12 protein-coding genes are annotated in these 14,188 nt (G+C 67.9%); 6 read left to right on the forward strand and 6 right to left on the reverse strand.

Going from position 1 to position 14,188, the window contains the following annotated elements:
- The first annotated feature begins 74 nt into the window (after positions 1-74).
- From ACQPYH_RS13675 to ACQPYH_RS13695, 5 genes are all read left to right on the forward strand, one after another.
- Positions 75-1,958 carry a DUF2264 domain-containing protein gene (locus tag ACQPYH_RS13675; protein WP_432890890.1) on the forward strand — a complete coding sequence of 628 codons (1,884 nt, stop codon included), beginning with the start codon at positions 75-77 and terminating at the stop codon, positions 1,956-1,958.
- On the forward strand, positions 1,921-3,012 hold the full coding sequence (locus tag ACQPYH_RS13680) for a LacI family DNA-binding transcriptional regulator (protein ID WP_432890893.1): 1,092 nt from the start codon (positions 1,921-1,923) through the stop codon (positions 3,010-3,012). Before ACQPYH_RS13675 ends, ACQPYH_RS13680 begins: the two co-directional genes overlap by 38 nt.
- A gap of 214 nt (positions 3,013-3,226) precedes the next feature.
- Positions 3,227-4,552 carry an ABC transporter substrate-binding protein gene (locus ACQPYH_RS13685; RefSeq protein WP_432890895.1) on the forward strand — a complete coding sequence of 442 codons (1,326 nt, stop codon included), beginning with the start codon at positions 3,227-3,229 and terminating at the stop codon, positions 4,550-4,552.
- A 105-nt stretch (positions 4,553-4,657) separates the two neighbouring features.
- Positions 4,658-5,665, forward strand: coding sequence for a LacI family DNA-binding transcriptional regulator (locus ACQPYH_RS13690; protein ID WP_432890897.1), 1,008 nt, complete (start codon positions 4,658-4,660; stop codon positions 5,663-5,665).
- Between the two features lie 88 nt (positions 5,666-5,753).
- Positions 5,754-6,398, forward strand: a complete 645-nt coding sequence (locus tag ACQPYH_RS13695; RefSeq protein WP_432890899.1) for a hypothetical protein — start codon at positions 5,754-5,756, stop codon at positions 6,396-6,398.
- On the opposite strand, the gene ACQPYH_RS13700 is transcribed toward ACQPYH_RS13695, so the two are convergent.
- Positions 6,395-7,231: a hypothetical protein gene (locus tag ACQPYH_RS13700; RefSeq protein WP_432890902.1), complete on the reverse strand. Its 837-nt coding sequence runs from the start codon at positions 7,229-7,231 to the stop codon at positions 6,395-6,397. The genes ACQPYH_RS13695 and ACQPYH_RS13700 overlap by 4 nt on opposite strands.
- Before the next feature lie 3 nt (positions 7,232-7,234).
- On the reverse strand, positions 7,235-7,798 hold the full coding sequence (locus ACQPYH_RS13705) for a hypothetical protein (RefSeq protein WP_432890904.1): 564 nt from the start codon (positions 7,796-7,798) through the stop codon (positions 7,235-7,237).
- Between the two features lie 118 nt (positions 7,799-7,916).
- On the opposite strand from ACQPYH_RS13705, the gene ACQPYH_RS13710 reads away from it, so the two are divergent.
- Positions 7,917-10,493: a DUF3376 domain-containing protein gene (locus tag ACQPYH_RS13710; RefSeq protein WP_432890907.1), complete on the forward strand. Its 2,577-nt coding sequence runs from the start codon at positions 7,917-7,919 to the stop codon at positions 10,491-10,493.
- On the opposite strand, the gene ACQPYH_RS13715 is transcribed toward ACQPYH_RS13710, so the two are convergent.
- From ACQPYH_RS13715 to ACQPYH_RS13730, 4 genes are all read right to left on the reverse strand, one after another.
- Entirely contained in the window at positions 10,468-11,292 is an 825-nt protein-coding gene (locus tag ACQPYH_RS13715) for a DUF3097 domain-containing protein (RefSeq protein ID WP_432890910.1), read from the reverse strand. The two genes, ACQPYH_RS13710 and ACQPYH_RS13715, sit on opposite strands and share 26 nt — an antisense overlap.
- A gap of 80 nt (positions 11,293-11,372) precedes the next feature.
- Positions 11,373-12,908 (reverse strand): NCS1 family nucleobase:cation symporter-1, encoded by a 1,536-nt coding sequence (locus ACQPYH_RS13720; RefSeq protein WP_432890912.1) that lies wholly within the window; start codon positions 12,906-12,908, stop codon positions 11,373-11,375.
- A gap of 90 nt (positions 12,909-12,998) precedes the next feature.
- Positions 12,999-13,769, reverse strand: a complete 771-nt coding sequence (locus ACQPYH_RS13725) for an MBL fold metallo-hydrolase (protein WP_432890915.1) — start codon at positions 13,767-13,769, stop codon at positions 12,999-13,001.
- A 10-nt stretch (positions 13,770-13,779) separates the two neighbouring features.
- Positions 13,780-14,121: an EF-Tu/IF-2/RF-3 family GTPase gene (locus tag ACQPYH_RS13730; protein WP_432890916.1), complete on the reverse strand. Its 342-nt coding sequence runs from the start codon at positions 14,119-14,121 to the stop codon at positions 13,780-13,782.
- Between the last annotated feature and the right edge of the window lie 67 nt (positions 14,122-14,188).

The raw sequence follows: 14,188 nt of genomic DNA on the forward strand, positions 1-14,188 counted from the left end.
GGAGTATGCGGTTGCCTGCGCCTGATCGGGTGTTGTCGTCGCGGACGGGGTATACGCGGGAGACGTGGTTGGCGGTGGCTGATCATCTGCTGGACTCGTTGGTGCCTTGGTTTTCGGCGAGTGCGGCTCAGGTGCGGTTGCCGGGGCGGGGGAGTTGGTCGGGGGCCGACTGTGACGGGTTGGAGGGGTTTGCTCGGTCGTTCCTGCTGGCTGCGTTTCGGATTGCGGCGACGGACGGAGATGAACGGCTGGTCGAGCGGTACTCGCGCGGGCTCGTAGCGGGTGCGGCGGGTGAGTGGCCGCGGTTGACACCGTGTTCGCAGCAGATGGTGGAGGCGGCGGCGATCGCGGTCGGGTTGCACGAGTCGCGGGCATGGCTGTGGGACAAGCTCGACGTACCCGAGCAGGAGAAGGTGGTCGACTGGCTGAGCGGGTTCGTCGGGTCGCGGACGTGGGACAACAACTGGCGGTTGTTCCAGGTTGTCGGAGAGCAGTTCCTGGCGTCGGTCGGTGCGCCGTACTCACAGGACGACATCGACGCGGGTCTCGACCGGATCGAGGATTGGTACGTCGGCGATGGTTGGTACTCCGACGGGGACGGCCAGAACTTCGACCACTACATCGGCTGGGCGATGCACCTGTACCCGGGCCTGTGGACCCGCATGGCCGGCCCGTCCGCCGACGGTCGCCTCGCCGTCTACAAAGAACGCCTGCACCGGTTCCTCGAGGACGCCGTACACCTCACCGGCACCGACGGCGCACCGATCCACTTCGGGCGCTCGCTCTGCTATCGGATGGCCACCGTCGCGCCGTACTGGATGGGTGCCCTCCTCGACGCGACCCCGCTGACCCCCGGCCAAACCCGCCGCCTGTGCTCCGGCACCCTCCGCCACTTCGTCGACCACGGCGTACCCGACGACCGCGGCCTCCTCACCCTCGGCTGGCACCACCACTTCCTCCCCACCACCCAGCCGTACTCCGGCCCAGCCTCCCCCTACTGGGCCTCCAAGGGCTTCCTAGGCCTCCTCCTCCCCGCCCACCACGAGGTCTGGACAACCCGCGAATCCGCCCTACCCCTGGACGAGCACGACCAACTCCGCCCCATGCCCGCCCCCGGCTTCCTCATCCAATCAACCAAACACGACGGCATAACCCGCCTCCTAAACCACGGCTCCGACCACAACGGAGAAGGAGACCCCCACTACAACCGCCTGGCTTACTCAACCCGAACGGCCCCGGAACTCACCGGGCCTGCTGGTGGTGCCGATGGCACCGGGCGTGTGGGTGGTGCCGGTGGCACCGGGCACTCTGGGGGTGCCGGGGGCACCCAGCTCGGTGACCGGAGTTGGGAGCACCTCGACAACCATCTCTTGCTTGTTGGCGCCGGTGGGTTGCCTGGGCACCGGCGAAGCATTCGGCGCCTTGGGGTGACGGGAGGGCAGGCGGCTTCTTGGTGGGAAGCGGGGGAGGCGCGGTTTGAGGTGGTGAGTTTGGTTTGGGGGCGGGTTGAGGTGCGGTGTGTGTTGGTTGAGGGGCCGGAGGGGGTGGTGCGGCATGGGGGGTATGCGGTGGCGGGGGTTGAGCGGCCTGGGGTGATTGCGGATGAGATGTGGGCTCAGGCGACGCGGGTGGATCGGCTGACGAGTGTGGTGGTGGGGTTGTACGGGTACGACGGCGCCGGCGTGCGGCGTGGGCTTGATTCGAATGCGTTTGGGCCGCATTCGGCGACGCCTTACCTGGAGGCTCAGTACGACGGAAGAGGTCCGCGGGTGCTGGTCGCGGCGGTGGTACTGTCCGGCGACACGGTCTGGCCGGAGGCGTTGGCGGAGAGTATCGAGGTCGCGGTCGACGGGTTCGACGTACGCGTGCGGTTCCCGGACGGTACGACGGCCGACGTACGACTGGGCGAGGAGGTGGGTGATGGCGGAGCAGCCCCGGACGCGGGCGCGCCGGCGTGACCCCGAGTCCGCCCGGACGATCCGTGACGTCGCGGCCCGCGCGGGCGTCTCCACCGCGACCGTCTCGCGTGTTGTCAACGGCAACTATCCGGTCGCGGCCTCGACCCGCGCCGCGGTCGAACGCGCGATGCGTGACCTCGGGTACGTCGCCAACGCGCACGCCCGCGCCCTCGCCGGCTCGACCACCCGCGTCGTCGGCATAGTGGTCAGCGAGATCGTCGACCCGTTCTTCGCCTACATCGCCCGCGGCGTACAGGCCGAAGCACTCGCATCCGGCCGCCTGTGCCTGGTCTGCTCCACGCAAGGCGGCGAATCCGCCGAGCTCCGCTTCGTCGACCTCCTGCTCGAGCAGCGCGCCGACGCGGTGATCCTGGTCGGCGGTGCGGTCGAGGACAAGGAGTACTTCGCGGCCGTCGGCCAACGGGCTCGTCAGCTTGCGAACAACGGCTCCAGTCTCGTCCTCTGCGGCCGGCCGGGGCTCGAGACCGGCGTACCGGCGTACGCGGTCGAGTACGACAACCTCGGCGGCGCCGCGGCGATCACCGACCACCTGCTCAGCGCCGGCCACACGAAGATCCTGTACCTCGGCGGCCCGACCACCCTGTCGACGACGACCGCTCGCCTGGAGGGCTTCCGCCAAGCGTTCGCCGCTCGCAAGCTCGAGCACGACCCGAGCCTCGTCCGCACCGGCGCGTTCGGCCGTCAGTGGGGCTACCAGCAGACCCTGCGCGCGCTCGACGACGGCCTCGACTTCACCGCGATCTTCGCCGCCAACGACATCGTCGCCGCGGGGGCGTACGTCGCGCTGCGCGAGCGCGGCCTGAGCATTCCCGGCGACGTCTCCGTGGTCGGGTACGACGACGTGCCGGTCGCGACGGAACTGCAGCCGGCCCTGACCACCGTCCGGGTGCCGCTGGAGGAGCTCGGCCGCGCCGCCGTCCGGGCCGGTCTCGCCGGGCAGGAGCCGAACGCGGACCCGTTCGCGCACCAGCAGCCGATGACCACGCTCGGGACGGTCGTCGTGGTCCGTGATTCGGTCGGTCCGCCGCGGTGATCACTCACAGCTAACTCCCAGCGTGAGCATCCCTCGGTGATCATCGTGATTCGCAGCGTGACCAGCGATGACACTATGTCAGGACCTGGTGGGGCTCGTATCTCAGCGTGACTGGGGAGTGCTTGACATATCCGGTGGGGACGATTGAGACTCAGGTCACTTTCGCGATCCGAGAGCGCTCTCAACTCCGTCCAAGTTCCAGGGAGCACGTCACATGCGGCCCAGCGCCCGCTACCGCCCCATCGCCGGACTGCTGGCCTGCGCCGCGGTCCTGCTCGTCACCGCGGCCTGCGGCGGCGGTTCCAGCTCGTCCGATCCGACCGCCGCCAAGACGGACGGACCGAAGATCGAGCTGACCATCGCGACCTTCAACGAGTTCGGGTACGACGACCTGTACGCCGAGTACGAGGCCGCGCATCCGAACATCACGATCGTCGAGCAGCACGCCAAGACGGTCGACGACCACGTCAAGAACCTCGACGCGAACCTGGCGTCCGGGACCGGGCTGGCCGACATCGAGGCGATGGAGGTCAGCTGGATCTACAAGTACCTGGCGAAGTCGGACAAGTTCGTCGACCTGCGGCAGTACGGCGCGGACGACCTGAAGGACCGCTGGCTCGACTGGAAGGTGGCCGGCGCGACCACGCAGGACGGCAAGATCATCGGGTACGGCACCGACATCGGCCCGGAGGCGATCTGCTACCGGCGCGACCTGTTCGCGAAGGCCGGGCTGCCGACCGACCGTGCGCAGGTGGCGAAGCTGTTCCAGGACTGGCCGTCGTACTTCGCGAACGGGCGCAAGTTCAAGGAGAAGGTGCCCGGCTCGGCGTGGTACGACTCCGCCGTACTGACCTGGGAGGCAATGCGCAACCAGCTGATCCAGGCGTACTACTCGAACCAGGACCGCTTCCTCGCCGGCGAGAACCCGCGGCTGAAGTCGACCTGGAACCAGGTGGTGGCCGGGAGCAAGGACGGTCTGTCCGCCGGGTTGGTCGCCTGGAGCGACGAGTGGAACGCGGCCTTCCGCACCGACAAGTTCGCGACGATGGCCTGCCCGGGCTGGCTGCTCGGCGTGATCCAGGACAACGCGGGCAGTTTCGGCAAGGGCAAGTGGGACGTCGCCGACGTGTTCCCCGGCGGTGGCGGCAACTGGGGCGGCTCGTACCTGACCGTGCCGATCCAGTCGCCCCAGCCGGAGGAAGCCGCGAAGCTGGCCGCCTGGCTGACCGCGCCCGAGCAGCAGGTGAAGGTGTTCAAGAAGATCGGCTCGTTCCCGTCGACGCTCGACGCGTACAACGACCCGCAGGTGAAGTCGCAGGTCAACGCGTACTTCAACAAGGCGCCGGTGGGGCAGATCTTCATCGACCGGGCCCGCAACGTGATCCTCAAGCAGCACAAGGGTCCCCGGGACGGCGAGATCAACCAGATCTTCAGCGCCGCGCTGGCTCGCGTCGACAACGGCAAGCAGTCGCCGGACGCAGCCTGGGCGCAAGCCGTCGACGAGGCGGACAAGGTTGCGAATACCCGGGTCGGGAACTGAAGAAATCTGTCAACACGCCCCGGCGGGTGGCCAATGGCTGACGCGCGTTCGACCTAGGACGTACTACCGTGTGAACGCAGGCCGATCGACAGCCGAGGAGGGCCGATGGACGGATCTGGTTCTCCGACGTTGGAGCAGGTCGCGGCGGTCGCCGGGGTGTCGCGGGCAACGGTCTCGCGGGTCGTGAACGGTTCGCCGAAGGTATTGCCGGACACGGTCGCCGCGGTCGAGCAGGCGATCAGGCAGTTGGGGTACGTACCGAACCGGGCGGCTCGAGCGCTGGTGACTCGTCGTACGGATTCGGTGGCGATCGTCGTACCGGAGCCGGACACCCGAGTGTTCTCGGACCCGTTCTTCGCTGGGATGCTCAGCGGGGTCAGCCGGACGTTGGCGCCGACGTCGTCGCAGCTGGTGCTACTGATCGAGCCGGCCGAGGGGGACGACCAGCGGTTCATTCGGTACTTGCGCGGCGGGCATGTGGATGGCGCGATCATCATCAGCCACCACGGGCGCGACAACGTGCTGCAGGAGATCGCGCAGTTGCCTTTGCCGATCGTCTTCAGCGCACGGCCGCTCGGGGTCGACGTACCGGTGGCCAGCGTCGACGTGGACAACGTGGCCGGGGCGCGGACCGGGGTTCAGCATCTGCTGACGATCGGGCGGCGGAAGGTCGCGACCGTTGCCGGGCCTTTGGATATGACGGCCGGGCTTGATCGGTTGACCGGCTACAAGGACGTGATGAAGGAAGCCGGGCTGCCGGCTCTGATCGAGTACGGCGACTTCACGGCCGACGGCGGCGAGCAGGCGACGCTGCGATTGCTCGATGCGCATCCGGATCTCGATGGCTTGTTCGTGGCGTCGGACCTGATGGCGACTGCCGCTCTTCGGGTGCTGTCCGAGCGGGGGCGTCGGGTGCCAGGAGACGTCGCCGTCGTCGGCTTCGACGACTCGGTCCTGGCTACCACGACCACTCCCAAGCTCACCACCGTCCGCCAGCCGGTAGAACAGCTCGGCGCCCGCCTGGCCGAGATCCTCCTCGCCAAGATCGGCGGCGCGCACCTCACGAGCCCGGAGATCTACAACACCGAACTGATCATCCGCGACAGCGCCTGACGCTTCCCCGGCACACGGCACGCTTGTGTTCGGTGTATATGTTGGTGGTGCCAACGTTGGCATGGCCAATATAAACCTGGGAGTTCGAATGAACGCACGTGTGTTGGTTGTGGGGCGTAGTCCGAGTGTGCTGGAAGCAACTGTGGAGCTGTTGCGGGCGGGCGGGTACCGCGCGGATGCCACCAACCAGTTCGAGCGGGTGCTCGACGACTATGACGTCAGCGCGCTGGACGTGCTGGTGTTCGGCGGCATGGTGCCTCCGGACACGAAGAAGTATTTGAGGACGGAGATCGGGCAGCGGAACGCTGGGATCGCCGTCGTACAAGGGCTGGTGGGGATTCCGGGGGTTATTGCCGCGCAGGTTGATGTGGCGACCCGCGGAGAGCAGGCAGCGGACGTCGAGTACCTCGAGGAAAGCAGGACCATCAGGGTCACGCTGCCGAGCGACGTGCGGGTGAGTGTCGACGCGTTCTGGATGACGTCGTGGACGCCGCCCGAGCCAAGCAGCACCTCCTCAAAGGTGTTCGACAGTGAACTCGCGGCGGGAACGCATGACCTCGCGCTACCGGACCGCGTGCCGCGCGAGGGATCGTTCGCGGTGGTGACGGTCGGCGTCGAGGTGTGGGCGTTTGCGGTCGGGCCGATGCCGGCGGCGCTTGCGCGGATGGCTCCGAAGTCGGCGGCTGATCAGCGGCTGCCTGAGGTCGCAAAGGTCAGCACCCACACCGACTAGGGCGGGTCGTTCTGGAACTGGAACTGGACTCGGATCGAGTCGTCGAGGGGGATGACGACGGTGGTGTTGGAGGGGGACCAGGTTTGGGGGACCAGGAAGAGGCGGTTCTGGCCTACTACCAGTAGGCGGAGGCCTCGGTAGCGGTAGTTGAAGGTCTGGCCGGTGCCGGCGCGCAGCGCAGTTTCTTCGATGCCGGGGGAGCGGAGGGCCAGCTTCTCCTTGGTGTCGAGGATGACGACCGGGAAGCGGTTGAGGTGGCGCGCGTCGGCGCGGGCCAGGCCACGGCCGGAGTAGTGCGCTGTGGTCGCGGTTGCCCAGAAGGCGCAGGTGACGGTGGCGACGGCGAGCAGGGCGATGAGGATGCGTTGCGGCCCGAGGGTCGGGTCGGCTTTGCGGCGCAGATAGGTGAGGTAGGCAAGCGCCGCAGCGGAGAACCCGATCACGGCGGGGATGATGAGGGCGTAGTACGGGATGTGGCCGATGAGCGGATACGCGAGCAGACCGGCTACGCCCACGACGAGGATCAGTACGGCGACGCGGGCGGCGCGGCGTACTGCGACGGGTGTCGGGTGGATCGCGTTGTGCAGCAGAAGAGCCGCCACCGCGAGCAACGTGATCACCAGGAGCGGGACGAGCAGCGGCTGGGGACTGCGGATCACGTAGTCCTGCGTGCTCAGGCCGATCGTGTCGACGTCGATCCCGAAGTACTCGTACTGCGAACGCGAGGAGACGTACCCGAAGTAGAACAGCAGTGCGCTGAGCAGCGTCACCGGCGTGATGATGCCGGCGGCGAAGCTGATCCAGCGCTCGGCCTGCGATCGTTCGTCGGCCATCTGTCAGCCGCCGGATGGGGTCTCGGCCGGCAGGGCGGTCAGGACGATCTGGCTGCCGCTCCGACCGAGCAGACTGTCGCAGTCGGACTGGCTCTCGCACGTGGCCTGGCCGGGGACCTGGAGTGTGGTGCTGCCGGAGCTGACAAGCTGGCGGACGCCGACGTAGCAGGTGTCGTGCTGGTCGGCTGTCCACTGGACGCCGGTGCAGGCCGGAAGGTCACCGGGGCAGGACTGCTGGTCGGCCGCGAAGACGCCCTCGGGATCGAAGGTTGCCGAGCCCAACTCGATCGTGGTGCCGGCCGGGACTGACGTGTCGGTCAAGCTGACAGACCAGCAGTTCGGATGCTGGTCGTCGACGGACGAGCCGCCGATCGGGAGCGAGGCGACGCTGATCGACGGTTGCCTCTGTTCCGGTTGGGTCGATTCGGCGCCGGTCGGTTCGGGTGCCGGTTCGGTGGTGTCGTCGGCGGTCGCGGTCACGACAGGCGTCGGCGTACCCCCGTCACTCGACGAGCATCCCGTCAGCAACAGGACTGTCACCGAGATCGACGCAACCAACGCTCGCATGACAACCACCCCCACGACCCAGAATGACCCTCTGTGCAGACTGCGACAACCTTTTGTTCACTCTCCGCTGCGACAACGGTTCATCCGTGATATCCCTATGGACAAAAGGGGGACCTGAATGACCGACCACGAGATCCGGATCGCGCTGGTTCTGAACGGTGGTGTCAGCCTGGCGGTCTGGATGGGCGGGGTGACGCACGAGCTGGATCTGATCCGGCGTGCGTCCGGCGGGTCCGACGCGCCGGAGTCCCAGCCGTACGACGCTGTGCTCGCGGACCGCTGGCGCGAGTTGTGCCACCGGGGCGAGGAGCGGCGGCGCGTGGTGGTCGACGTGATCGCGGGGACGAGCGCCGGCGGACTGAACGGTTCGTTGCTGGCGACAGCGATCGCGAACGGTTCGACGCTGGACCCCGACGGCGACAACGGTCCCTGGCTGCGGCAGAAGTGGGTCGCGCTCGGATCGCTCGACGTCGGCAAGCTGGTGCCGTCGGCCGGCGCGAAGTCGTCGTCGGTGCTCGACGGCAAGTACTTCCTGCAGCAGCTCGAGGACCTGCTCAAGGGTGTGGCCGACGCGGGCGACAGCGACGCCGAGGAGCCGGTGACGTTGTTCGTGACGGCGTCGGGGCTGGGCGTGCAGCAGTTCAAGGCCAAGGACGCGGCCGGACAGGCATTCGTCGTACCGGATCATCGGTATCTGTATGGGTTCACGAGCGAGGACGCCCCGACGTACGACGGGGCCAAGCGCAAGTTCTCGGTCAAGGACACGAACGGTTTGAAGGACACCGAGTTGCTCGCGCGAGCGGCGCGGGCGTCCGCGTCGTTCCCGGCCGCGTTCGGTCCCGTTCTGGAGACGCCCGAGCTGGCGGCGAGCCCGCCACGGATGCAGCCCGGTCCGGCCGAGGCGGGGTCGTGGCTGGTGGACGGCGGCGTGCTCGACAACGCGCCGTTCGGTCCCGTGCTCGATGTGGTCGCCCGGCGGCCGGTGACCGGCAAGGCGACGCGATACGTGCTGTACGTCGTACCGTCCGCCGGGATCGGGCACGCGTCGACCGCGTTGCCCGGTGCGAAGGAGCCGAGCTGGCGGGTGTCCGCGTTGTCCGCGGTGCAGTTCCCGCGCGAGGTGGACTTCCGGTCGGACGTCGAGCAGCTCGAGCGGTTGCTGCTGGAGGCCGACGCGTCCTGGTCCGACACCCAGCGGCTCTTCGACCGTTGCCTGAAGCAACCAGAAGAGCGAGCCCGGTTGAAGGCGGCCGCGGCGGCGCTGCAACCGGCGTACTCGCGGGGTCGTGCGGCCGGCGGGGTGTGGGAGGCCGTGACGATCGCGAGCCACGACCAGTCGACCGTGCTGGATGCCGCGACCGCGTTGTCGGAGCCGGAGATCGACGAGATCCTCGCGACCAAGCATCCGTGGGTGCCGGGGCCCGACGGCTCGACGACCGCCGTACGCGACGATGCCGACGGCAACCCGAGCTGGCTGTGGGGGACCGGCGCGGCCGAGCGGATCGTCCGGCTGATCCTGCGTTCGCTGCGGAATCGGATCAGCAAGGCCCCACACGCCGAGCGCGCGGAGCTGGACAAGCGGCTGACCGCGGCGAGCGACTGCCTGATGAAGGTGCAGGCCGTCCGCGACGCTCTCGACGTCGCGTTGGCCGCCGCGGATCTGGACCTGCGGCCGGCCGGTGGCGCGGAGGCTGTTGCGGTCGGGTTGAACGACATCTTCGAGCAGTTGCAGATCCAGCGGGCGCTCGGTGACGCTTTCGCCGAGTTGGTCACGGTCGTCGGCTGGGAGCTCGTCGACACTGCGCTCGAGGTAGAGATCGTCTCTCGCTGTACGTCGGCGCGCACTCCGCAGCAGCGCAGCGCGCCGTTCCAGTTCCTGCGGCTCGGGCCGGACATTCCACTCGCCGTGCTCGACGAGCTGCAGGAAGGCTCGATCGCGAACCAGCTCAACGAGCGCATCCTGTACGGCAGCCAGGTCGGGCACTTCGGCGCGTTCGGCGCGGCCGACTGGCGGCGGTGGGACTGGCTGATGGGCCGCCTGCACTGCGTCGCGCACCTCGGCTCGATGCTCGGCGCTGACGCGGACTGGATCCGCGAGACCCAGCGGCAGGTGCTGCAGGCCGAGGGCTGGCAGATCAGCGCGGTCGCCGAGCGGATCGAGCGGCTGGCCAAGGACTTCCCGGTCGACGCCGGGATGGGCGCGCTGGTGACAATGCGGAACGAGCTGAACGCGTCGCCCGAGGGCCGCGCGATCACCAAGGGCATCGCCGACCGGATGGTCGACGTCTCGTCCGGTCTCGGTCCCGAGGTCGGCAACTGGGTGAAGGCAGCAGCGGGCCGCAAGCATCAGCCCGGATCGTGGCTGTTGCGTACGGCGCGCTGGTTCACCGAGCCGGCCCGCCAGACGGCGTGGGAGCGGATGGTTCGCGGCGTCAAACTGAGTCCGGCGCACCGGCCGCAGATCTTCGAGCCATGGTTGCCTGCAGCAACGGCTGTGATCGGCATCCTGCTGCTGATCCTCGCGGGCACCGTCGACGGAGTGCGCTTCGTCGCAGCGCTCCTTGCCGGGGCGGTGCTTGCCTTGAGCGCCGTACTCGGTGTCGTCACCTGGTATGTACGGCGCGCCCGCCGGCGGATCCGCGCGTGGCTCGAGCGGCGGATGCCGGCGATCAGTCCAGAGTCACGAAATCGATGAGCTCCTCGACCCGGCCCAGCAGCGCCGGGTCGAGATCGGCGAAGCTGTTCACCTTCGACAGGATGTGTTTCCAGGCCGCGGCCACGTCGGCCTGATCGGTGGCCGGCCAGCCGAACGACTGCAGCACGCCCTTCTTCCAGTCCTGCCCGTGCGGGATGCGCGGCCAGGCCTTGATCCCGACCGACGACGGCTTCACCGCTTCCCAGATGTCGATGTACGGGTGTCCGACGACGCGCACATAGCGGTTGCTGACCTGCGCGGCGATCTTCGATTCCTTCGATCCCTCGACCAGGTGATCAACGAGTACGCCGAGCCGCCGGCCGGGAGCGGGCTGGAACCGGTTGACGATCTCGACCAGGTCGTCGACGCCTTCGAGGTACTCGACCACGACGCCCTCGATCCGCAGGTCGTCGCCCCAGACCTTCTCGACCAACTCCGCGTCGTGCCGGCCCTCGACGTAGATCCGGCTGGCGCGCGCGACCTTGGCCCGGACGTTGTCGACCGCGACCGAGCCGGACGCCGTCCGGGTCTTCTTCGCCGGGCCGGCCTTCTTGGGTGGCTTGAGGCTGACCGGTTTGCCGTCGATCCAGAAGCCCGGACCGAGCGGGTACGTGCGGATCTTGCCGTGCCGGTCCTCGAGGTCGACGACGCCGTGCTCCCAGCGCACGATCGCGCCGACGAACCCCGAAGTGGGCTCCTCGACGACCATCCCCTTCTCGATCTCGACCTCGACGGTCCGCCCGTTCTTCGGCTTACGCCAGTCCCCACTGAGTACGTCGTTCCCATACCTGTCAGCCACCCGCCCAACGGTATGTGACGCAGGTGCCCCGGCCGGGGTCGACACAACTACTCGTGGGCTGACACAGGCAATAAGGTGAGTCAGCCCACCGGTTCCTGTGTCAGCCTGGCGGGTTGGCGGGCGGAGGTGGCGGCGGTTAGGGCGAAGTACGCGACGAAGCCGACTACTAGGCCGACGGCCCAGGAGTAGTCGTAGAGGGGTTTGAGGAAGGGGATGAGGCCGTCATGCGGGAACGGGCCGGCGCCCGGGTTCGAGTACGCGCCGCCGACGGCGAGCAGTGAGCCGAGGAGGGTCGCGACGACACCGCGCCAGTTCCAGCCGGCGGTGTACCAGTAGCGGCCGTTCGGTTCGTACAGGTCGGCGAGGAACAGGTTGGTCCGGTCGATCAGCCAGTACCCCGCGATCAGCACGCCGGCGACCGACGCGAGCAGACCGCCGTAGAACGACAGCCAGACGAAGATGTAGATCGACGGGTCCGAGATCAGCCGCCAGGGCTGGATCACGATGCCGATCACGCCGGTGACCAGGCCCGCGGTCCGGAAGTTCAGCCAGCGCGGCAGCGCGTTCGCGAAGTCGTACGACGGGCTCACGACGTTGGCCGCGACGTTGCAGGACATCGTCGCGAGGATCGCCATGATCAGGCCGATCGTGACGATCACCGGGTTCTCGAACCGGCGGGTGAGCTCGACCGGGTCCCAGATCGCCGAGCCGTACAGCACGACCGTGCCGGAGGTGGTGATGATCGAGACCAGCGCGATGAACGACATCGTCGTCGGCAGGCCGATGATCTGGCCCCAGACCTGTTGCCGCTGGCCCTTCCCGAACCGGGTGAAGTCCGGCATGTTCAGCGACAGCGTCGCCCAGAACGCGATCATGCCCATCAGCGACGGCGCGAAGATCTTCCAGAAGTCGGCGTCCCAGCCCAGCTTCGACGGCTGCGACAGGATCGGGCCGAAGCCGCCGGCCTTGACCAGGATCGCGACCATCAGCGCCACGAACGCGACCGTCACCAGCGGCGCCGCCCAGTTCTCGAACCGGCGCAGACCCTCGATACCGCGGAAGATCAGCACCATCTGCAGCACCCAGAAGAACGCGAAGCTCAGCCACATCGTCCACGGATGCCCGCCGATCGCCGACGCGTTCAGCCAGCCGTTGCCGAACAGCTCGCCGAGGATCACGTAGATCGCCTGGCCGCCGATCCAGGTCTGGATCCCGAACCAGCCGCAGGCGATGAACGCCCGCAGCAGCGCCGGGAAGTTCGCGCCGCGCACGCCGTAGAACGCCCGCGCGAACACCGGGAACGGGATGCCGTACTTCGTTCCCGCGTGGCTGTTCAGCAGCAGCGGGACGAGCACGATCAGGTTCCCCAGCGTGATCGTGAGGAACGCCTGCAACCAGTTCATCCCGATCGCGACCAGGCCGGACGCCAGCAGGTAGCTCGGGATGTTGTGCGCCATCCCCATCCACAGCGCCGCGTAGTTGTACGTCGTCCACGTCCGCTGCGGCAATCGCGTCGGCGCGAGCTCGGCGTTCGCGTACAGGCTGTTCGCCAGCGCGTCGGGATCGGTCAGTTCAACTCGTCCATCGGAGTGAACAGTCTGCTCGGCAGTGGCCACAGGTCCCACCTCATCCGGTCGGGCGATGTCCGTTCCGAACAAGTTGCGCGACAAGATGACGTCGTGTCAACGGACAACTACCCGAAAGGGTCATCCCGGGCCGAGCAAGGGCAGAGTCGGGCGCTGCGGCGCACCTAATGCTCGGTAGCCGCGGCGGATCGCGTCCTGGAGTTTCTCGACCGGCCACGGCCAGTCCTCGGTGTGCTTGAGGGCGTCGTCGAGCGGCGTGCCGGCGTGGTGCAGCGTCGAGATCGTGTTGGCGACCCTGCCCAGCTCGATCGCCTGGTCGCGGGCGAACTCGATGTCGACGACCGCGCCGTGCCCGGGAACGATCTTGGTTGCCGCGGTCATCATCCCGACCACGGCTTCGATCGTGTCGGGCCACTCGAGCGGGAACGAGTCCTCGCCGAACGACGGGGGCGCCGACTCCTCGATCAGATCGCCGACGAAGACCACGTCCGCATCCGGTACGACGACGACCGCGTCGCCGGACGTGTGCGCGTTGCCGACGTACAGGAGCTCGACGCGGCGGTCGCCGAGATCGATCACCTTGGCGGCGGCGAACGTCGTACCGGCGAGGTTTTCTTCGGTCGCAGCGTTCTCGTGCAGGTAGACGGTTGCGTCGGTGAAGACGCTGTTGCCGGCGACGTGGTCGAAGTGTGCGTGGGTGTTGACGACCCAGCGGACGGGCAGGTCGGTCAGCTCGCGGATGTGTTCACGCAGTTGCTCGGCCTCTTCGGTGGTGGCACGGGTGTCGATCACCAGTGCGCCCTCGGAGCCGACGACGAGGCCGACGTTCAGGTCCCATTCGTCGTACCGCCGGACCCAGGTGCGGTCGCCGATTTCCGTCCACTCATTCATGCGGTCGAGGTTACTTGCTGAGTACGTCGCCCTTGATCACCTGGTCGCGCTGGATGCCGCGGAGCAGCAGGCCGACGTTGTCGCCGGCCTTCGCGGTCTTCACGATCTTCCGGAACATCTCGACGCCGGTCACCTCGACCTGCAGCATCGGCTGCCCGGCTCGGCTGAGCAGCACCTGCTCGCCGACCGACACCGTGCCGGCCTGCACCCGCCCGGTCACGACCGTGCCGCGCCCGGTGATCGAGAACACATCCTCGACCGTCATCCCGAACGACCCGACCGGCAACGTGTCCTGCGGCCGCGGCGGTCCCGGAAAGGTCGGAGCGTCCTTCTTCCAGAACTTCCAGCTCATCCTTCGACACTAGCGGTTGGCAAGCCCTCTCCTCGGGACTTAGGCTCGCAAGTGTTCCGATCGGAAC

It is taken from the genome of Kribbella sp. CA-245084 (assembly GCF_050942355.1).
Taxonomy (GTDB): Bacteria; Actinomycetota; Actinomycetes; order Propionibacteriales; family Kribbellaceae; genus Kribbella.